Here is a 20836-nt window from a genome sequence, read left to right on the forward strand (position 1 = left end):
CACTTACCGGACACGAGATTTGAAAACTTTGTTAAGGTAGTTGATAACTGCCCGCTCGCACAATCAATTGACCTTGACTGGGGTTGCGGCTGAAGATAAAAGCTCCTTCTTGAGTTTCACCCCTTGACAAAAAATCAATTTGCTGGTCGCCGGATTCCAAGACTTCACCGTTGACGCGCAGTTCGGCAATAATTTGCACTGATTCTGCTGTTTCGCCGCCCGTGTTTGTCACTGTAAACGGTACGTAAAATTGCCCTTGAGTTTCGCGAATAGGCGTGTTGCGAGTGACAGAAATAACCGGAGGTTCTTGCTTTTTAGCCAGCCAGTTGTAGAGTACGAGTCCGGTGAGGGTAAAAAGGATGAAGCAGGCGATCGCAAATGTCACCCCTTCAGCCAAAGTTCTTTTTGGTTGCTGTTCGTTATTACTTTCCGTCATACCGTCAACCTCCCCGCCGCGCCGCCAATAGTCGCCGGCAATCCCAATACTAAGGTATAGCTCAACCAAATCGACCACGGGTCGTCAAAACTGAGTTTCTGGAAGAAAAACATCATAAATGCAGAAGCCGCCAGCGACACTAAATACGCCATGACAGTTTCGCTGAGGGGACGCTGAAAAATCCCTTGCTGCTGCTGCCGTTTTGCTTGATAAGTAAAGCCTGCTACAAATACAATACCGTAGGAAATTAGCAGCGAGGCGGCGATAATTGCTAATTGCCACGGTGGCGAAATCGCTGCCGCTAGCATGGGAATTTCGTCAGTAGGGGCGATATTGAAAGCAATTATCATCGCGCCGATTAAAGTAGCGCCGATATCTGCTACAGTTGGATTAATTGTAGGTTCGCTGTCGCTGTCTGAACTTTGATAGCGATCGCCGCTCAAAAAACCGTTCGCCAGGGCAACTCCCAAGGCAAACGGCAGGCCTTCAAAGATGATTTTCCCCAAAGTTTCTTGCAGCGGAGTCTGCGGCGTAATTTCCCTGAGCAAAAACAGGATCAAAGTCGCGCAGACAATGCCGATGGCGATCGCTTCTACGGTATCGATTGCAGCATCTAGCCAGCGGATGTCCTTAGTTTTGCGAAAACCTTCAGTGCGAGTCAGCAAGAAAACGACGATAAAAGTAGTTGCGATCGCGATCGACATTTCCGCTGGTGTAGTATACGAACCGATCCACCAAACCTCCATCGTATAAAGCAGGGGAGTACCGAACAAAAAGCCGCCCGATGCACCTCGAATGATGTCGTTTAGTTCACTTGACCACTGATTTTTACGTCTTTTTGATTTCTTCATTTTTTAGTGAAAACGTACCTCAAAAAAGGCAATCTATAATTTAACATATTTCAAGTGTTATCGTAGATAGCATTTGCACTCAACTTTGTGCATAAGCTATTAAAAATTACTATCTATAAATTCCCGCCTGAGTACAAATTGCTCTCAGTGTACCTGATTTTATTTGATCGTGGTTAGGCATTACTAACGGAGTCTCCGTTCCATCCTGATTCTATCGCACCATGACAATATGTTCGCGTTCTCTAATAATCCGAAAACCCAACAACTGAAATGTTTTGATGACTCGTCTTTTAGAAGCATCGACAGGAAACTTGACATTAAATAGCCACCTCTGCTTCTACTAAAAAAGTCTCGATCGCAGGTGATTCGTTTTCCATTGTTTCTTTGCCAAATACTTCGATGTAGCAACGAATAGCTGACGTGACATCAGGTAAGGCTTCCTCATAGGTGTCACCTTCACCAACGACGGTACTTTTGATTCCGAGGGGATAGGCTACATAACCATCAGGATGTTTTTCAAGGATGATTCTAAATTGTTTCATCTTCGCCTCTTTATTTTTCCACTAACTTAATTCACTACAGCCGCGCATAAGCATCAAAATAAAGGCATGAGTGTCCAACAGCCTCATTCCATCTACTCCTTAAACTCTTCTAGCGGTTCGTCAAAATCATCGGACATCCAAACCATTCCTTTAGAACTTCCTGCTTGTCGATTGGGTTTAGCTTGTTTGGGAATTACTACCAATTTTACAACAGGTTGGTTATCTTGAGTAATCGCAATTTCTTCCCTTCTCATTACCGCTTCGATTAATTCCAAAAGCTTTTATTTTGCTTCAACAATGTCTACTTGATACATAATTCGTGGCTCCTTACTATCAATTTCAAACATCACTCTTTTAACTCAATTCAACAAATCATCTTCCTCCAAATCAATAGACTGTAACTCCATATCACCAGACTGCAACTGAGCCGGAGTAGCCGGAATCGCCGCAATAATCGCATCAATTACCTTCGCCACCGGAATAATCTCCATTCCTAACTCTGGCACCGGTTGATTCTTAGGAATAATCGCCCTTTTAAAACCCAATTTCGCCGCCTCCCTCAGCCGCAACTCTAATTGGGAAACCGGCCGCACCTGTCCTCCCAAACCCACTTCCCCGAGCAAAACAGTGCGTGCATCAACCACCCGATCGCGAAAACTGGCCACAACGGCGATCGCAACTGCCAAATCCGCCGCCGGTTCATCCACCTTCAACCCGCCCACCGTAGCCAAAATCACATCTAATTTAGATAAAGGAATCCCCACCCTTTTCTCCAAAACAGCTAAAATTTGCTGCAATCTAGCATTGTCCACACCAGTAGTAGTGCGGCGCGGCGAACCAAAACTTGCAGGGCTAACTAACGCCTGAATTTCCACTAAAATCGGTCGAGTTCCTTCGCAAGTAACAGTCGTCGAAGTACCGGGAGAAAATTCATCTCTATTCCCTAAAAACAACTCCGATGGATTATCTACTTCTCGCAAACCGTTGGCTACCATTTCAAAAACACCGATTTCGTGAGTCGCGCCAAAACGGTTTTTCATCGATCGCAAAAGTCGATGAGAAGCAAAGCGATCGCCCTCAAAATACAGTACAGTATCTACCAAATGTTCCAAAACCCTCGGCCCCGCCAAAGCTCCATCTTTCGTAACGTGACCGACAATAAATAAAGTAATATTTTCCCTTTTCGCAACCTGCATCAAAGCCGAAGTACATTCCCGCACCTGAGCCACCGAACCCGGAGCCGATGTTAAACTAGCAAAATAAATAGTTTGGATGCTGTCAATCACCGCCACATTCGGTTTCAGCGCTTCCAACTCCCGCAAAACAACTTCTAAATCCGTCTCGGGAAGCAAATAGAAATTCTCCGCTGAATTGTCCTCCGAATCCTTTTTAGCTTCCCCGTTGCGATCGGATTTATGCCCGCCGTTGCTTGACAAATCAACCGGATTAGCTACGCCCAAACGCTGCGATCGCAACTTCACCTGCTGGCCGGACTCCTCCGCACTGACATACAGTATCCGATCCTTGCGGGCCAACATATTCGCCACCTGCAACAGCAGCGTCGATTTCCCGATTCCCGGTTCCCCGCCAATCAACACCAGCGATCCGGGAACAATCCCGCCTCCCAAAACTCGATCGAGCTCCCCGTAACCAGAAGGCCAGCGAGACTGAGTTTGGTCGGAAATCTGCGATAATCTGAAAGATACCCTTGGTTGACCCTTCGACTTATCAGGGGGCGAACCGCCCACTGTCTTAGTTGTCACCCCAGTTAAACCAGCCCGCGACACAGCAGCAGTAGGTTGTTCTAACTGCTCGTCAAAAGAATCCCACTTCTGACAGCTAGGACACCTGCCAAAATATTGTGGTGAATCATACCCGCATTCCCGACAAATATATTGTATTCGAGGCTTAGGCATTGTTTACTATGATAAATAGTCACCCTAACATTTAGAAAAGTCTGAGTTAAAGCACTTATCAAGCTTTCAGACCCATCCCCACACATAATTCAATTTGTGTCTTCTATGATAGGGTACAAAAAATTAACATTATCTGAAATGTAACTTAAGGAGTGCTCGGTAACTTGGAAAACCATAAAGAAAAAATTCTGGTAGTCGATGACGAAGCCAGTATCCGCCGCATTCTGGAGACTCGCCTTTCCATGATTGGCTACGATGTCGTCACCGCTGCTGACGGCGAAGAAGCTCTCGAAACATTTCGCAACACCGAACCCGACTTAGTGGTTTTGGACGTTATGATGCCGAAGCTAGACGGTTACGGCGTCTGTCAGGAGTTGCGTAAAGAGTCAGACGTACCCATCATCATGCTAACCGCTTTGGGAGACGTAGCCGATCGCATCACCGGTTTAGAATTGGGCGCAGACGATTACGTCGTCAAACCTTTCTCTCCCAAAGAACTCGAAGCCCGCATCCGTTCGGTACTGCGGAGGGTTGACAAAAACGGAGCATCGGGCATTCCCAGCTCCGGAGTCATCCACGTCACCAATATTAGGATTGACACCAACAAGCGCCAAGTTTACAAAGGCGACGAACGAATTCGGCTCACGGGCATGGAATTCAGCCTGTTAGAACTGCTTGTCAGCCGTTCTGGAGAGCCTTTTTCGCGATCGGAAATTTTGCAGGAAGTGTGGGGATACACACCAGAACGGCACGTAGACACCCGCGTAGTGGACGTTCACATCTCGCGGCTTAGGGCAAAGTTGGAAGACGACCCCAGCAATCCCGAATTAATTCTTACCGCCCGCGGCACCGGCTATCTCTTCCAGCGAATTGTCGAAATTGGAGAAGTAGGATAAAGTCAGTTGGCAGTTGGCAGTTGGCAGTTGGCATTAGTTAAATTACCAACTACCAATTACCAATGACTAATGACTAATGACTAATGACTAATGACTAAATCTGATCCCAATAAAGTTTTGCGGCAATTGCCCTTAGTTGCAGGAGGGTTAGCAGGTACGCTGCTAATGGTCAACCGCTTGCTGACAGAGCAAATCACAGATTCTCAAGCTCGATCGGACGCTTTGGGAGTAATTATTAGCGCTTTGCTGATTTTAACCGGTTTGCTGTGGCAGCAGGTGCAAGCGCGATCGCCCGATTCCGTAAAACTTATCGGCGAAGAAGGTTTTGAATTTGCGCCGGATTTGCCGGAGGCTGTGAAAATAGAATTAGCCTGGGCGTCGCGTTTGCTGTTGACAAATACCGCCACAAGGTCGATCCTAATTGTGTATCAGGGAAAAGTTTTATTGCGGCGCGGTATTTTAGGCATCAATCCCGAAGTTAAACCCGGGCCGATTTTGCAGCGAGTGCTCGACAAAAACAAACCAGTTTATTTAGTAAATCTCAATATTTATCCCGGGCGAATAGAATTTGACTATTTGCCAGAAAATACTCAAGGAGTCATCTGTCAACCTATCGGCAGCCAAGGCGTTTTAATCTTAGGTGCTAACGCACCACGCAGCTACACAAAACAAGATGAAAACTGGATTGAAGGGATTGCCGACAAACTAGAAAATACCATCAATCAATTTTAGATTTTAGATTTTAGATTTTAGATTGTGGATTTTAGATTATTGTGAAGTGCACAATGGCAGCTCTGTGAAAGTGCGATCGTCTTCGAGGGCTGCGCTAACGACGGATTTGCCTCATTCTAGGTGTTGGCTATCGGCAATAAACAAGATTTATCGGAAAATTGGGTTTAAAACCCCGTGCTTCTAGCACGGCTTTGTGTCCAAATAGGATTGGTCACAGACCCGCCCAGATTTGAGATACTCCAAAATAAACAGCTTGGTTGAAAGTCCTGTCAGAGTTGCGATCAGAAACAGGGGAAGCAACGCCGGGCAATGGAAGTCCAACCCTAAAAGCAAACAAGTATTTTACTTGCGTACAAAACAGAAAAGTCGCCGTAGGGCATTGGGAGACTTAAAACGGACATGGAGATAAGGTAAGACTGGCTTGCTAGCACATCTCAGCGAAGTGTCAAGAATCACCGTTGCTTTAGCGGGCGTGAGTATGTCAATACCGATATCTTTTGAAAAGAAGAAGAGCGAGCGAGCCCCCCAACAAAATTTGCAGGGTTTGAGGGTATTCTTCGCCACTCCTGAGCCGGCTGCGTGCACAGGGCGGCTCTTAGTCCTCAACAATGCTCTCCGGGTGCGCCGCAGCGCACCTTACTAGCTCAAAACTCTCAACTCAAAACTCAAAACTACTACCGAGCCCAGTCAGTACCGCGCCACAGCGTAAAAAACAAAACACTAGAAATCAGCGCGCCCAGCAGCCACTTAATAGCATTTTTAAATAACCCCAAGCGCTGACTTGACTTAACCGCAGCGCTTTGCGTCTGCAACCGGTCCTTAGCCGGAGTAATTCTCGAAAGAATTTGCTCTTTCAATTGCTGTGGGTTTTGCGTATCCGCTGGTACCCCCAAACGGGTAAGTTCCCCGGCCAAATTCCTTAAATCTTCAGGACTACCCTTATTCAGCCGTTCTTCCACCTGCTGCAACTGAGCTAATTGTTGGTTGGCTTGAGTAGTAATTTGCTGGTTATTTTGGTTGTTGACGTAGATAGCGCCAAAAATTCCCAAAGGTAGCATCAACAGAAAAACCAGGGCCAGCAGCAGACACACCCAAGACAAAACCTTCAAAAACAAGTCTTCCAAACCTCTGCGATCGTACCCTTCTCCAAAAAATATCAGCGCCATTGCCAGTAAAGGAACTGGCACCCGTTCCACTACAGCCCCAATCGTTTGCAATTCCCAGAGGCGATTGCCAAAATTTGCTGGTATAAGAACTGCAATCGCATCTAATAGAGACAGAATTAATAGACCGTAGCCAATCCAACGCAGTCTGTAGATAGAAAAACCTTGTTCGCCTTGTAAGTCATTCATAAAATAATCAGAGTTGTTGTTAAGAAAAATCTCTCTTGAACCCGCCCAATAACGGATACAAGTCCCCGACAACAGTCGTGGAGAATCAAAAATTTTAGACTTTTGTTCAAGCTTCCCGATTCACCTGTGGAGTAAATCTAAAAGCTAAAAGCTAAAAGCTAAAATCGAGTGACTCGACTCAAGGCTCGGGAAATCGCGGCTGCCACCACGCATACCAAGAAACCCAAGCATTCTCTAGAATTTTTTCGGCATCTTCTGGAGTTGTTTTATCCAAAGGCACAGACATCTGAGTCCACAAACAGCGCCGGTCTTGAATATTTCCCCTACCCAACAACCAAAACAGAATACGGTTTGGCTGCCAATCGCGAGTATTTCGATTATATCTAAACTGTTGGGAAGTTACTGTAGCACTGCCATTAGGATTGATACACGAACTCAAATACAGTCGATTTTTCTGTTGCAAAATTCCGTGAAACCCTGCGCCTTGAGTGCTTGCTAATGCTAGTTTACCAGGAGACGACTTGAGAACTGTATGTCCTTTCATCATACCTTCCACTTGCCCAATGGTGTCTACCGCATAGCGCATCTCTATTTCGAGAGCCATGCTATTTTTTTGATATTCATATTTCCTGGCAGCTTTGAATTCTGAATTGCCGCTAATTTTCAGCGGCGCGCTCTTCTGCATTTTCCAATCGGCTAGAGGCACCGACTCGGGAAACTCAAACGGGGTTGCCAGATTTTTGCCTACAGAGGGATAGAAAACCAATTTTCCGGCAACCAACAAAACCCCTCCCAAAGTAACAGCCAACAGGGAAAGCCTAACTGGTTTCCAAGAGGTAATAGCCATTAGCAATTCTGTCCTTCCTTATTTTGGGGTTGGTCTTTCAAAATTGCAAACCAGCAGAATAACCCGAAAATAAATACAGCAATCATAGAAAATATTACCGAACCATTTCCTTCGTGCCAGTAGTCAAATGCTTCGGGTTGAGATAGCGATACCAGCACGGCCAGGAGACCAACTCGCGCGGCATTCACTACAAATGCAGTAATTATTGCGACGAATGGCAATACAATTTTCTGACTCGTAGTGGTAGGAAACATCAGTAAGAAAACCAGAGCTAGTCCTAACAATTGTAGCATCGCATTCACCCCGGAACAGCCGTGATTCACTTCCACGCTGCCCTTTTCCAGGATTAGATAAACCCCTTTCTGCACAACTTCAAATCCTATATAATGCAGGATGAAAGCTGAAAATTTTGCTGTTAATTTGGGGACATCAACGAAGACTCCGATCAATCCGGGAGGAATAGCTGTATACGCAAGAATTAGAAGTTCCTGCCAATATTGTTTCAGTCCTTTTGTTCCCGAAGCCAGCAATGCAAGACTGATTCCCGACAAAAAAGGCGTTGCTCTGATAAAAAAGTCGTATCCAGATATCGACGAACTTTTGAGCAATATTAAAGCAATTAACGATGCCCCAAATAAGCTGCTGAAAACTCCGCTTTCAAAAGTTAAGGATTCGTGCCTTTCCCAAATGAGAAATGCTACAACTCCCCAAAACAGGAACATTGTACCGAACAGGTCAGTGTCGTTGGTTCTGGAAGTCAGAGTTAGGTGTAAGGCTATCAAACCCGAGGCGATGCCTAACAGCCAGTATTTAGGTTCTTGGACGTGCTTGAGCCAGTTTATTTCGGTCATTGGTGCTTTTTGTTTTTCCTAAAAGCTTCTAAAATGCTTAATCTTGTAACTCTATTAAAATTATCAGCTACAAACACTTGAATTTATGCCTTTGGGGTGATTTTTAACTAAATCTTCACAAAGATTGACAATGGCGAATGTGTGTGATAGTTACCTCCACCTAATTAAATCTGAAGTTAGGCGCAAAGATTAAAGAAAACAGGTTTTTTAACTGTGATCGATCGCACTCCACGAAAGATTTTCTTCCCCCAAACCCGGTTTCTGCGCCTAGAGTTTAAATGAAAAGCTTGAAGGCAAGACAGAAAGATTTCTTGGACGCACTCTTGAGCTTGAAAACCAGTTTTTTACCGGTGCTGGTTTTTGGTAGCCCGTGCGTCCAAGAGTAGATTAATTAGAGTAGACTTTCCGGTAGTAAGTTTGATATTCCTCCGAAAGCAGGGGTTCCCACCACTCCCGATGGGCTAAGTACCATTCTACAGTCTGCCGCAAACCTTCTTCAACTGTTACTGAGGGAGTCCAACCTAACTCAGTTTTAATTTTGGTGGCATCAATAGCATAACGCCGATCGTGCCCGGCTCTGTCTTTGACAAATGTAATCAATTGTTCGCAAGGACGGGCGGGTAAATCAGAAGCTAATTCGTCCATTAGCTGGCACAGCATTTTTACTAGATCGAGATTTTTTACCTCGTTGTTGCCGCCAACATTGTAGGTTTCCCCAGGCTGACCACGGTGAATAACGGCATCTAAAGCGCGGCAGTGGTCGAGAACGTAGAGCCAATCTCGCACGTTTTGACCGTCGCCGTAAACTGGCAGCGGTTTGCCCAATAGCATATTGATGCACATTAATGGAATGAGCTTTTCTGGGAAATGATAGGGGCCGTAATTGTTGGAACAGTTGGTGATAATTGTCGGGACGCCGTAGGTGTGGAAATAGGCGCGGGCGAGGTGGTCGCTGCCAGCTTTGGAGGCTGAGTAGGGACTGTTGGGCGAGTAGGCAGTTGTTTCTGTGAAAGCTGGGTCATCGGGGCCGAGACTGCCGTAAACTTCGTCGGTAGAAACGTGAAGGAAGCGCATTTGTGCTTTGAGAGATGCCTCATCAATTGCTTCAAAATGCTTGCGGAAGGCTTCTAAAAGTGTGAAGGTTCCGACCACGTTTGTTTGAACAAAGGCTGCAGGCCCGATAATTGACCTGTCAACGTGGGATTCTGCGGCAAAGTGGGCGACTGTGGTGATGTTTTCTTCTTTGAGCAAGGTATCGACTAGGGTACGATCGCAAATATCCCCCTGCACAAACCGAAAATTTTCGCCTCCTTCCAAAGTTGCCAGGGTTTGTCGGTTTCCGGCGTAGGTTAAAGCGTCCAGTACGACTACTCGATCGCCCGGATAGCTGCTGCACCAGTGATGCACAAAATTCGAGCCGATAAATCCAGCCCCGCCCGTCACCAACAATCGGCGAGGGGTTCGCTCAATGCCTTGATTCGCGTTGTCTGTCATAAAAATAAGAGTTATTCCAATAACTAAGCCTTTACAAAAGTAGCCTTAAAAGTAGTTTGTCACCAAGTGTTTGCGGCCATGTAACTAAATTTTCTACAATCTCACCTCAGATTTTCTAATTTGGGCGCGATCGAAGTATTGGTTCACAAAACTTGAACTTCTACCGAGCTGTTAGCCGAAACGCTTACAGAGCAAGCATTGCAAATTTTTAAGCAGGCAAATTTAAAGTTGAATTGCGTGAGGCTATAGCTGACTTTTGCGATCGATCCTCGATATGGGCGGCGCGCAGAGTTGATACATTTGTAAAGAGCTGTTACCATTAATTTTTTAATTATCCTTTACAATCTCCAGAGCACCATGAAGAAGTTTCAAGTGTTAGCTGGCATTGCTTCCGTCGTCGCGATCGCAAGCAGCATCGCCATAGGTGACGCTGCATCTGCTTTCCCCTGTTCCTACAGCAAATCTGGGGCGGCTAAATCTGGTTCTGCGACAACGATCCTAGGTTCCGGCGGCTCGGAGCGAATCAATCCCTGGAAATCTTACAAAACAGCAGCTCTCGGTTTCCTCGGTTTGGCGGGAGTTTTGGGTGGCGGAGCGGCCTACATGAGCTACCGCGCCGGCAAGCGCGCTTCTGCTGCTTGCGCTGCGATGACCGATAATTTTGAAGTTTTTGAAGAGTCGGCTCCGATCGCAGATGCAGGTGTTTCTGGACACATGGAAGTTCCTGCCTTGCTCGATTTGGCGCCGGCGGGTGCTGTAGCTGAGTCAGCAGATGCGGTTGCAGCCGTTCGCGAACACCCAGAAGCTCCTGGCGGTGAGCTGGATTTGCCGGTTTCGCCAGTTGCCGAGTTGAGTTCTGAAATTGCGATCGAACAAGTCCAAAACGCGATCGTCAAATAGTTATCTCAAACCAAAGTATTCGCTTAGCGCACCTCCAATCTTCCAAGATTGGAGGTTTTTTGAGTGGAAATTATCTACCCTACAATTTCTGGTCATTGCGCTCGCGAAGCACTGCAAACAATAGACAGATGAATCGATAGCACACACTATCATATTCCGGCTAAGCAAACGAGCGCTGAATTAATATCAATTAAAAAAACTCTTGCTACCATCATCAATCTCATACTAATTATTAAAAGTCGCCGCTCTCCGTCAGGACAAGGCTGTGCCGTTTCCCTACTGTATTTGAACTGTATTTTATCCGATTGAAAACTGCTATAAAATTAGATAAGTCAAAGCGAAAGAGTACCCTGCGGAGGCGATCGCTAAAAATACTCTTCAGATCAATCTGAGGGTAGACGGCAAGAGTTCAAATCCCCTGCTATGGTGGGAAATATAGCCCTACAGATTACAACTATAGGTTATTATGAATGCTTGGCGCGATCGATTCAATCAATTTACAGGTCAAACTAGATTGGCAGTTTGCCGGGTGTTCGTTCACATAACAGGCGAAGAAGTTGCACCGCTGTTAGGAGTTCTCAACCGCAACGCCAGAAAAGCAATTGATGCCGATGGCGACATAGTAGTTTTAGGAGAAGGTCTTGTAGAAATTTGCAATCACCTGTTGCAGTACGACAACTACTGGCAATCAGCCGCCAATGAAGGCGATGTTTTTTGGAATGAAGGGGAAGCGGGCGATTATGTGGATGAACTTTTCATTGATTCAGCCGATCGCTATCTGAGCGAGCCTCAATACAGCACATCTGTTTATGATCAAAAATCCCCCTTGTCTTTGCCGGTAACTAGAAATATTGTAGTGATGCTGACAGTTGCGTATGAAGGCGAAGTTCCTGCCCTAGAAACTGACCTCGCTGACATCAGCGCGCTGAAAGTCGGTTTAAAAGCCCTGATTAATTTACATTACCAAGAAAGGCTCCGAGCTGTGCAAGTTCACTTTTCTCCCGCACAGTTGGGAGACGAACTTACCAACGACCAAGTGTTGGTCAATTTCCCCGAACTTATTCCCCTTTAAGGAAGAAGGAAGAGGGAGAAATTACCAATTACTATTTACCAATTTCTACAGCAGATTCCATGTATATGTAGTAGACGCAATTTTCTAGTAATGAAGGTGCGTTGCTAGCAACAATCTGCAAGTTTTATCCAATATATTGCAGCGAGGCACCCTAGAGATTAACACCACACAATATAGCTGCTACTGTACTTGTTAAAGATGGAATAGGCTGTATTTACTCATTACCAATTACTATTTATGATGCTGCGAAAACTGACAATTTATTTAATGGCTTTAACTTTTTTGGGGACGGCAATCGGCTGCGGTGCACCTCGCACACAAACTTCTCCAAATCCTGCTGGCAATCCAAATATTAACACAGTGCGTCCTGCACCAAATAATAATAACTTGAGTGAAGGTCAATATCCTGTACAGCAAGCTACCTACGACGATGCGGATGGCGAATACAGTTTAATGTTGCTGAATACTCCCGCCGGCAGTCCCCCAGTTTACCGCACTAGGGATTTGCAAATGGCTCGCTTAACAGAAGAAGAAATATCGGCAGGCAAGAAAAGTTATCTAAATGTGGATAACAATCAAGCGGTTTTGCATTTGACAGAAGATTTTAAAATTGAGTACGTTCACAACGTTACCGAAACTGTTCCTAATCCTCAAACCGGTCAGCCACAAACCGTAGTAGTGCGCCAGCAATCTGGCTTCTGGGCACCGTTTGCTGGGGCTATAGCCGGTCAGGCGATCGGCAGTTTGTTATTTAGACCACGATATTATATGCCGCCAGTCTATCAGCCGGGGATTATGACAGGATATGGCGGGTATGGTAATACTTACGGCCAAGCTGTTCAGCAGTATCAAACTCGTTATCGAACTCCGCCTCCGGCTGTGAGAAACCGTCAAGTTTTAAGGACGACCGGCCGTTTGCGATCGCCCACATATAACCAGCCAGTAAGACCCTCAGTACGGCCAAATGGCAATCGATCGACCGGTTCGGGTTACGGTGGCAGCACTTTGAGGCGATCGCGGCAGCCGCGTCAAAATCAATACCAGCGGCAGCCGAGTTTTGGTAGCGGTAGAAATTCTCGTCAACCGAGTCGGAATCGCTCTTTCGGGAGTAGAAGGCGCTGAGTTGAAGATGGCAAAAATCAGCAACTGACATCGGTAAAAGTTGATTTTATATATTCTCCCGATGCCACGCTGCCACAGGTAGGGAGAATGAAAATTTTGGAATAATTGATTTAGTCTTCTCTGTTTCCCCCAGACCTAAAAAATATGTGATTTAATTTCTACATTAGTATGTAGGTGACAATATGTCTTCTTCACAACCCCCGTCAGGGGAAAGAAATCCTCTAGGATTGGATGAATTGATTGCGATCTTGGTTGCCTTCGGCACGATGGGAGCCATCTTATTTTGGGTAACAGGTAAAAATCCCGATCGATTGAATGCCCGAAATTGGCAATTTCCAGCCGTTTTTTCTCAACCTGCTGTTACGCCCGCGACTCCGGGAATATTAACACCCGAATCGCCCAGTTCCGATTTGCGATCGCCCGCTAAAACGCTCCTTCCCTCAGAACCGGATGCCGCACCTGTGGGACCTTTAGGGCCGGTTTTACCGCAAAATCCTCCGGTGGGTGTAATCGTTGTTCCTCCCAAGCCAATTGCGCGATCGACTCCCGCTCCAGCAATTACCAAACCGAAAGCTGATAAACCCAACGCCGATAAACCCAAAGTTGGGCCCGTTAGATTCTCCGATGTTCCAGACAAATATTGGGCGCGTCCGTTCATTGTAGCTTTAGTCGATCGGAAAATTTTTGCTGAGTCCACCGACAGCAAATTTCGTCCCGACGAACCGATGACGCGAGCCGAACTAGCGCGCTTAATTCAGCGAATGTCCGACGACAAACAACCGATCCGAAAACCAATTGATTTTAAAGACGTAAAAGACAAGAGTCCTGCCGGTCCTGCGATCGATCACACCGTCAAAACTGGATATCTTAAAGGATACCCAAACAATGAGTTCCGTCCCGACAAACAGATTCCGCGTGTCGAAGTCATCGCAGCTTTAGCGAGCGGTTTGAGCCTGAAACCATCCACAAAAGCAACCAAAACTTTACAAGTTTATACAGACAGGGCAAAAGTGCCGAAATGGGCAGTTAACAAAGTAGCCTCAGCCACAGAAGCTGGCATTGTTGTCAACCACCCGAAGCGCACACTTTTGCAGCCTAATAAAACAGCAACTCGAGCTGAAGTAGCAGCCATGGTTTACCAAGCTATGGCCAAAAAAGGCCAAGTACCTGCTAAGTCTTCTGAGTATGTTGTGAAGCCTTTAAAGTTGCCCAAATAATATTTTAGGGGCGTTGCTCCTAGCCCGCCCCACAATAACATTTAATCCTTATTGTTTGTAGTCAGGACTGAAGCCTTCACTACGAAGCAGCTAAATTAATCTTGAAACACCATAATACTGCCCGAATAGCAAGCTACCCAAACCTGATTAGTTTCCGGATCGTAAGTAATCCCGATCGGACTTGAATTAACCTTCACTGTTTGCAGCACTTTCATATCGCTCGTCCTAACTTTGCTAACAGTATTCGACAAATAGTTGACCACATAAAGCAGTTTTCCCTGATCGGAAATTGTCATGCTGCGAGGTGCTTTTCCTGTAGAAACTTTGTCTACCACTTTACCCGTTTTTAGGTCAATTTTTGCCACATTTCCTTCACCATTTAAAGTGGCATAAAGATACTTTCCATTGGGATCGATCGTCAAATGACGCGGCGCATTGCCAATATTCTTCAGCCATTCTACCGAAAAGTCGATGAGATTCACTTTCGCAATATCGGAAGAACCCATGATGGCAACATAGGCATTTTTTGAGTCGGTAGTAACCACAATACCCCGAGGATATGCACCCAGTTTCACTCGCTCGATTTCGAGATTTTTATTGATATCAACTACGCTCAAATCCCAACTGCACCAATTGCTAGCGAGCGCGAAGCGATTGTCAGGCGAAACAGCATTGAATTTCGGAACTGCACCTACAGGAATTACCTTTTCTATTGTCAAAGTTTGGGTATTGATGCGGTACAGAAAACTTTGGTCGTGTTTTGCCGCTGGAGAACACCTGTCGGTTCCCGGATTTCTAAAGCCGGAACCGTACATTTTGTAGTTGGAGACGTAGGCATATTTGCCATCGGTTGAAAAAGCAGCTTCTACGGGAGAGCCTTTATAATTGCCTTTGAATTTAGAAAAGCCGAACTTCGACAAGTTTACTGTATCGGGAATAGTCTTGACTAATTTAAAGTTCCTGTCGTAAACTGTGATTGTGTGGCGGTACATCATGTTTTGAGCAAAAAACAAACCCGCTCCCGAATAAACTATTGATTTGGGCGATATGTTACCGTAAATGGTTTTTTTCAAGGTCATTTTTCCTTGAGTATTATCAGAAGGATTTACGAGCTTTGTGGGTGGCAACTCACTTTCTTTATCCTCGGAATTTTCAGTTTTAAAGGGCGGTAAAGAGGGTTCTTGAAATAGAGGTTCTTGGGTCTGAGTGTTAGTTTGATCTTCGTCGAGTTCGTTTGTGTTATCTGTGGCGGTAGGAGATGGGGAAGATAGATCGACATTTGGCGAGATTTTTTCTGCTGCTTCCATGCTGGTATCTTCCGGCTTACCTTTCAGTGCTGACAAGGTTTTAGGGCCGACAATTCCGTCAACTTTCAGGTTGTTCTCTGCTTGAAACTTTTTCACAGCAGCCTGGGTGAGAGAACCGTAAAATCCTGTAGCCTTACCGCGAAAATAGCCTGCGTTTTGTAGAGTTTTCTGGAGTTCGGCTACTTCCGGGCCTGAATCACCTTTTTTGATGGCGAGTGCGGGATTGACTAAATTGAAAATTGTGAGAGCGATCGTAAAGAAAAGTAAAGGAGCCGAGGCTAAATTGCGGTGCATTTTTGAGTGGGTCGATCGAGTTTGACCCGCAGCCGTTTCCCAAGTTTCAGCTAAATGTAGGTAGGCCAGTCCGTCCATAGTTTTTACCGGGTATTTTTGGTGCTATGATACACCAGTTAACTTTGATGAAAGAGAGAATCTTATTATAATCAAACTTAGGGTAAAATCTCCAAGCAGTTTTTAATGGTGTAAGCAAGTAGGAGCGATCGACAATGTGGAGTGGGGAACAAACAACCGCAGAATCAACGACAAAACAATCCCGCCAGACGTTGCTGTGGGACGATAACGGGGGGCTTTGCCAGCGGGCTTGGGTAGAAATCGATTTAGCAGCTTTAACTCACAATGTAAAACAGCTTAAAAAGCTTTTATCTCCCCACACAGAACTGATGGCAGTTGTGAAAGCAGATGCTTACGGACACGGTGCTGTTGCAGTCAGTCAAACAGCATTGCAAGCAGGTGCTAGTTGGCTGGGAGTGGCGACAATTCCTGAAGGAATAGAATTGCGAGAAGCTGGGATAGAAGCGCCGATTTTGCTGTTGGGGGCAACCCATACAGCCCAACAGGTAAAGGCGATCGCCCATTGGCACTTGCAGCCCACTATTTGTACTGCCAAACAAGCCCTAATTTTTTCGGAAGTTCTTGCCGATCTGAACCAATCTTTGCCGGTTCACGCTAAGTTAGATACGGGAATGTCTCGCTTGGGAACGCCCTGGCAAGAAGCTACAGAATTTGTGCAATTAGTCAAGCGGTTGCCCAATTTAAAATTAGCCAGTATTTACTCTCACTTGGCGACAGCAGATAGTCCCGACTCCGCAGTTATGAGAGAGCAGCACCAGCGGTTTCAACAGGCGATCGAGCAAATTAAAATAGCAGGAATTAACCCCCCTCGCCTCCACTTGGCCAACTCTGCTGCAGCCCTCGCTGACCCGGCTTTGCACTACGATTTAGTGCGAGTCGGTTTAGCTACCTACGGTCTTTATCCAGCACCTCACTTGCAGTCGATCGCCAATTTGAAGCCCGCAATGCAGGTAAAAGCTAGGGTAACGCAGGTGAAAACAATTGAAGCAGGAACCGGGGTCAGTTACGGCTATCAATTTATAGCTCAGCGCCAGACACACATTGCCGTAATTGGTATCGGCTATGCAGATGGCATTCCGCGCAATCTTTCTAATAAAATGCAGGTTTTAGTCCGGGGTCAGTTCGTGCGGCAAGTGGGCGCGGTAACGATGGATCAATTAATGCTGGATGTAACTGATATTCCCAATTTAGAAGTCGGCGAAGTGGTGACGCTGTTGGGCAAAGATGGGGAATATCAAATTACTGCCGACGATTGGGCCGCGACTTTAGGAACTATTTCGTGGGAAATTCTCTGCGGTTTTAAACACCGATTGCCCCGCGTAGCAGTACACTATTAGCAGTCGTTCGGCAGGGGTTTAAACCCCTGCCTCATAGCAAAAGTCGGTTTAAACCGACTCAAGATTTTGAACGAGGAAATTATTGATTTTAGTCCTCTTTGAGAGGACTTTAGCTATGAGACAGGGGTTTTCAACCCCTGTCGGACTCTCAAAATAAGCGCTAAGACTGAAACTGCAATTCCAAATTCCAAATTCCAATTCCAAATTGATATGACAGTTATTCAGACGTTTTTACCAATAGCTCAAACCTTCTATACTCAGCTAAATGCAGAAAGAACACAAGCCTTGGAAGTAGCCCAAGAATTCTCGAAAAAATTCGTAGAATTGGGGTTTAAAATTGTACCTCAACTGCTGTGGGCGATCGGCATTTTGTTAATTACGCGATTTGCGATAGGCTTTGCGGGCCGCGTGACTCGCCGAGCACTGAGTCGCACCGAACCCACGCTGCGGAAATTCTTAGTTCAAGCTGCTGAAATTACGATTTTGGTAGTGGGAGTAGTCGCCGCTTTGAGTCAGTTGGGAATTCAAACTACCAGCGTGGTTGCGGTGGTGGGTGCAGCGGGTTTGGCGATCGGTTTGGCGTGGCAAAATACTTTATCGCACTTTGCTGCTGGGGTAATGTTGATTAGTTTGCGCCCCTTTGAAGTCGGAGATGGGATCGAAGCTGGGGATGTTAAGGGAGTGGTGGACAGCATCGGGATTTTTTCAACAACCGTGGTGACAGATGATCGGATAAAAATTATTGTCCCGAACAATCAGTTGTTTAACGGTACATTGAAAAATACAACGGCAATGGGAACGAGGCGAGTAGACTTGAAGATTGATATTGGCGATCGGCCAATTCGTCCAACTGTAGCTGAGTTATTAGAAATTGCCCACTCTCACCCCCTAGTGTTGGAGAATCCGCCCCCGACTTGTTTGGTAGCCGAGATTACTCCAGATACAACTATTTTATCTCTCCGACCTTGGTGCGCGTCGGTGGCCTACGAACAAGTGCGATCGCAAGTTCAACAATACGTCAAAGAGGCAATGGATGCCGACAACAATCAAGAACAATAGATATAAATCTAAAATCTAAAACCCAAAATTGATCCGAGGTATTTCCCATGAGCAAGTGGTATCCGCAGCAAATTTTGCAAGAACCCGGTGTCAGAATGACCGCAACGGAGAAACAAACAATTCTCAGCAAATTTCCGCCTCCCGACGAAAACGGTCAAATATATGCCGATGGGGTTTTTGAAGGCGGCGGCGTGCGCGGAGTTGCATTTTTAGGAGCACTCAGGTGCTGTAGCGATTTGGGCATCCGGTGGCGAAAATTGGCAGGCACTTCAGCAGGTGCAATTACCGCCGCAGTATTGGCAACCGACTTGTCAATTGATGATTTAGAGGAAATTTTAGGTCAGCTCGATTACAGCATATTTTTAACTCAAAAAAATAGTCCTCTAATTTTAAACGGCGACCCCGCCGATGATTTGCAATCCCCAGCTTGGACGCTACTTTTTCTAACAGTTAGCCGTCAAATGGGAGAATATTCGGCGCAGCCTTTCCGGCAGTGGCTGGAAGCAATGCTCGGTCGAGGTAACTTGCAAACTTTTGCCGATGTCAAAAAAATCGTAAAAGACCGGGAATTAAAAGTAGTAATATCTAACCTCACTCGCGGTGAAATGTTGGTGCTTCCCGACGACTTACATCGGCGCGAATCGACAGATTCCGATGCTTTGTACGAGCAGTTGCACCTCCCAAGCGCTGAACATTTTAGCGTGGCTGAAGCCGTTCGGTTGTCGATGAGTATTCCCCTATTTTTTGAACCAGGAAAACTCGGCGATGACTTAATTGTAGATGGCGGAATTTTGAGCAATTTCCCCCTGTGGATTTATGACAAACAATCCGTCGGTGCGACTCCTGCGTCGCCGCGCTGGTTTACCTTTGGGTTTCGATTAGTCGATACCGGAATTGAGACTAAAGCTAAGATTGATACTCCCCTGTCGATGCTGGCGGCGATGTTCAGAACGATGATGAAAGCAAGAGACCGCTATCACCAGCGAGAAATGGATAAAGGCAGGGTGATTAATATTGATGTGACTGAAGCTGGGGTGACGACGACGGACTTTAATCTCGATGGCGATCGCAAGGCTAACCTGTACCGCTTGGGATATATGTATACTAAGAGGTTCTTTTTGAGTTCCAATTTTAGTTGGGACAAGCACTTGAAGGCTAGGGGCTTTGGGGCAGAGGCTGGCGGTTGATGTCGCGAAAAGTATACAGAGTAAGGGATTGAGGAATTTTTCAATTAGGGGTTGGCAAAAAGAAGATGTGTGTGCTATAGTTAGTTACTGTCATCTTGGAGAGGTGGCTGAGTGGTCGAAAGCGGCAGATTGCTAATCTGTTAAGGGTGTTAACATCCTTCGAGGGTTCAAATCCCTCCCTCTCCGTTCTAGAGCTTCTAGGAAAAAATTCCTTTTAATCAAATTTTTGGACGGGCTAGAAGCCCATCCCACAAGAAAATTTTGTGGGATGGGCTTCTAGCCCGTCCAAATTATTTTTGCAGTTCAAGTCTAGTCTAGCCGCAATAATCAACTACTAAATCTAATTAAGCACTTTCATCGCTTCGACAACTTGCCGCGATATAAATGGCAAAATCTCTTCATTCTTGCTATTCTCTTTGCCCTCGGTAAATACAACCAACAAATACGGTCGCAAACCCGCTATTTCAATATAAGCCGCATCGTGACGAACTTGACTTGTCAGTCCGGCTTTTGACCACAATTTTGCTGATTCTGGCAATCCCCCGCCTAAAAAACCTGTTACTTGATTTTCGGGATCTGCCTCTAATTCTGCTGGGTCTAAACTGCGTTTCATTAAACCCATCATTTCTTGCGATGCTTGGGCAGAAACAGCTACGCCGCCGATTATGCTGTGCAGCAAACGCGCCGCTGCATTTGTGGTCAGCATATTTCTATTTTCCATTAATTCTCCCAGAAATGCTCGCTCGCGACCGTAGGGGCCGTCACACCAGGTTTTTTGATTGGCGTTAATATTTTGTAATTCCGGCCAATCCAATGATTGAAAGTAACGGTTGACGATGTTTCGCTGCTGTTTCCAAGTTTCAAAGGGCGCGGGTGATAATTCTGGGCCGCTGGTGGTGCCGGTGAGGGCATCTACTACTAAACTGGTGGCGTCGTTGCTGGAATCAACTATCATATCTCGGACGGCGCGTTCTAATTCTGGCGATGTTTTAATCATGCCTTTTTGCGCCCATTCCCAGATGGCAACGAGGTAGAATAATTTAACGATGCTGGCGGGATAAATTCGTTCGGAAGCTCTAGCGCTAAAACCTCGGGGTTGATATTTCCAAAATTCTTCTGGACTCAGGGCGCCGCCTGTATTGACTCGCACCGGCGGATCGTAGACTATCCAGGTAATGGCTGTACGATCGCCACTTAATCCTGTAAATTCTGACAATGCGGAGTCTATAATGCTACTGCCGAGGGTTTCTAATTGTTCGTCTTGGTGAAAAAATGTCATGGTTAATGGCTGACGCTTAACGGTTAACGGCTAGCAGCTAATGGCAATCTATCGTTAAATGCGAACA

20 protein-coding genes, 1 tRNA gene and 1 pseudogene are annotated in these 20836 nt (G+C 45.9%); 10 read left to right on the top strand and 12 right to left on the bottom strand.

Annotation, left to right across the window (positions count from 1 at the left end):
• Positions 1-31 precede the first annotated feature (31 nt).
• The 6 genes and pseudogenes from QUA62_RS15740 to radA form a co-directional block, all read right to left on the bottom strand.
• The gene (locus QUA62_RS15740; RefSeq protein ID WP_333405268.1) at positions 32-436 is read right to left on the bottom strand and encodes a TIGR02588 family protein; all 405 of its coding nucleotides are present in this window, start codon (positions 434-436) and stop codon (positions 32-34) included.
• Positions 433-1287 carry a TIGR02587 family membrane protein gene (locus QUA62_RS15745; protein WP_333405270.1) on the bottom strand — a complete coding sequence of 285 codons (855 nt, stop codon included), beginning with the start codon at positions 1285-1287 and terminating at the stop codon, positions 433-435. Before QUA62_RS15745 ends, QUA62_RS15740 begins: the two co-directional genes overlap by 4 nt.
• A 109-nt stretch (positions 1288-1396) precedes the next feature.
• Positions 1397-1477: pseudogene (locus QUA62_RS29385) on the bottom strand (type II toxin-antitoxin system HicA family toxin); the annotation flags it as partial.
• Between the two features lie 127 nt (positions 1478-1604).
• On the bottom strand, positions 1605-1829 hold the full coding sequence (locus tag QUA62_RS15750; protein ID WP_333214054.1) for a hypothetical protein: 225 nt from the start codon (positions 1827-1829) through the stop codon (positions 1605-1607).
• Positions 1830-1921: 92 nt separating this feature from the next.
• Positions 1922-2104 (bottom strand): DUF2281 domain-containing protein, encoded by a 183-nt coding sequence (locus QUA62_RS15755; protein ID WP_333405272.1) that lies wholly within the window; start codon positions 2102-2104, stop codon positions 1922-1924.
• Between the two features lie 84 nt (positions 2105-2188).
• Positions 2189-3745: a DNA repair protein RadA gene (gene radA, locus QUA62_RS15760; protein ID WP_333405274.1), complete on the bottom strand. Its 1557-nt coding sequence runs from the start codon at positions 3743-3745 to the stop codon at positions 2189-2191.
• Between the two features lie 164 nt (positions 3746-3909).
• Here radA and rpaB point away from each other — a divergent pair, with 164 nt between their 5' ends.
• Together rpaB and QUA62_RS15770 are read left to right on the top strand one after the other, a co-directional pair.
• Positions 3910-4641: a response regulator transcription factor RpaB gene (gene rpaB / locus QUA62_RS15765; protein WP_071587789.1), complete on the top strand. Its 732-nt coding sequence runs from the start codon at positions 3910-3912 to the stop codon at positions 4639-4641.
• Positions 4642-4731: 90 nt separating this feature from the next.
• Entirely contained in the window at positions 4732-5373 is a 642-nt protein-coding gene (locus QUA62_RS15770) for a cofactor assembly of complex C subunit B (RefSeq protein ID WP_333405276.1), read from the top strand.
• Positions 5374-6047: 674 nt separating this feature from the next.
• Here QUA62_RS15770 and hpsJ-A read toward each other — a convergent pair.
• The 4 genes from hpsJ-A to rfbB form a co-directional block, all read right to left on the bottom strand.
• Complete coding sequence (gene hpsJ-A / locus QUA62_RS15775; RefSeq protein ID WP_333405278.1) at positions 6048-6725, bottom strand: HpsJ-like protein, cyanoexosortase A-associated; 678 nt, start codon at positions 6723-6725, stop codon at positions 6048-6050.
• 178 nt (positions 6726-6903) lie between these two features.
• Positions 6904-7572, bottom strand: coding sequence for a cyanoexosortase A system-associated protein (locus tag QUA62_RS15780; RefSeq protein WP_333405280.1), 669 nt, complete (start codon positions 7570-7572; stop codon positions 6904-6906).
• On the bottom strand, positions 7572-8423 hold the full coding sequence (crtA, locus tag QUA62_RS15785) for a cyanoexosortase A (protein WP_333405282.1): 852 nt from the start codon (positions 8421-8423) through the stop codon (positions 7572-7574). Before crtA ends, QUA62_RS15780 begins: the two co-directional genes overlap by 1 nt.
• A 387-nt stretch (positions 8424-8810) precedes the next feature.
• A complete protein-coding gene (rfbB, locus tag QUA62_RS15790; protein WP_333288504.1) occupies positions 8811-9917 on the bottom strand; it encodes a dTDP-glucose 4,6-dehydratase in 1107 nt (368 codons plus the stop codon).
• Between the two features lie 357 nt (positions 9918-10274).
• Between rfbB and QUA62_RS15795 the strand changes: the two genes are divergently transcribed.
• From QUA62_RS15795 to QUA62_RS15810, 4 genes are all read left to right on the top strand, one after another.
• Positions 10275-10817 (top strand): hypothetical protein, encoded by a 543-nt coding sequence (locus QUA62_RS15795; RefSeq protein WP_333405284.1) that lies wholly within the window; start codon positions 10275-10277, stop codon positions 10815-10817.
• A gap of 466 nt (positions 10818-11283) precedes the next feature.
• On the top strand, positions 11284-11889 hold the full coding sequence (locus tag QUA62_RS15800; RefSeq protein ID WP_333405286.1) for a DUF1517 domain-containing protein: 606 nt from the start codon (positions 11284-11286) through the stop codon (positions 11887-11889).
• Between the two features lie 237 nt (positions 11890-12126).
• Positions 12127-13011: a hypothetical protein gene (locus tag QUA62_RS15805; RefSeq protein ID WP_333405288.1), complete on the top strand. Its 885-nt coding sequence runs from the start codon at positions 12127-12129 to the stop codon at positions 13009-13011.
• Between the two features lie 182 nt (positions 13012-13193).
• The gene (locus QUA62_RS15810) at positions 13194-14228 is read left to right on the top strand and encodes an S-layer homology domain-containing protein (RefSeq protein WP_333405290.1); all 1035 of its coding nucleotides are present in this window, start codon (positions 13194-13196) and stop codon (positions 14226-14228) included.
• 95 nt (positions 14229-14323) lie between these two features.
• Here QUA62_RS15810 and QUA62_RS15815 read toward each other — a convergent pair whose 3' ends face one another.
• Positions 14324-15907: a peptidoglycan-binding protein gene (locus QUA62_RS15815; protein WP_333405291.1), complete on the bottom strand. Its 1584-nt coding sequence runs from the start codon at positions 15905-15907 to the stop codon at positions 14324-14326.
• Between the two features lie 134 nt (positions 15908-16041).
• Here QUA62_RS15815 and alr point away from each other — a divergent pair, with 134 nt between their 5' ends.
• The 4 genes from alr to QUA62_RS15835 all read left to right on the top strand — a co-directional run bounded on the left by alr (position 16042) and on the right by QUA62_RS15835 (position 19676).
• On the top strand, positions 16042-17244 hold the full coding sequence (alr, locus tag QUA62_RS15820; RefSeq protein ID WP_333405293.1) for an alanine racemase: 1203 nt from the start codon (positions 16042-16044) through the stop codon (positions 17242-17244).
• A gap of 210 nt (positions 17245-17454) precedes the next feature.
• Positions 17455-18303: a mechanosensitive ion channel family protein gene (locus QUA62_RS15825; protein WP_333405295.1), complete on the top strand. Its 849-nt coding sequence runs from the start codon at positions 17455-17457 to the stop codon at positions 18301-18303.
• A 47-nt stretch (positions 18304-18350) separates the two neighbouring features.
• A complete protein-coding gene (locus QUA62_RS15830) occupies positions 18351-19490 on the top strand; it encodes a patatin-like phospholipase family protein (RefSeq protein WP_333405297.1) in 1140 nt (379 codons plus the stop codon).
• A 97-nt stretch (positions 19491-19587) separates the two neighbouring features.
• A tRNA-Ser gene (locus QUA62_RS15835) sits at positions 19588-19676 on the top strand.
• 154 nt (positions 19677-19830) lie between these two features.
• Here QUA62_RS15835 and QUA62_RS15840 read toward each other — a convergent pair.
• Positions 19831-20769 carry a serine hydrolase gene (locus tag QUA62_RS15840; RefSeq protein WP_333288517.1) on the bottom strand — a complete coding sequence of 313 codons (939 nt, stop codon included), beginning with the start codon at positions 20767-20769 and terminating at the stop codon, positions 19831-19833.
• Positions 20770-20836 lie beyond the last annotated feature (67 nt).

The sequence above is a fragment of the Microcoleus sp. MON1_C1 genome (assembly GCF_036701945.1).
GTDB lineage: Bacteria > Cyanobacteriota > Cyanobacteriia > Cyanobacteriales > Microcoleaceae > Microcoleus.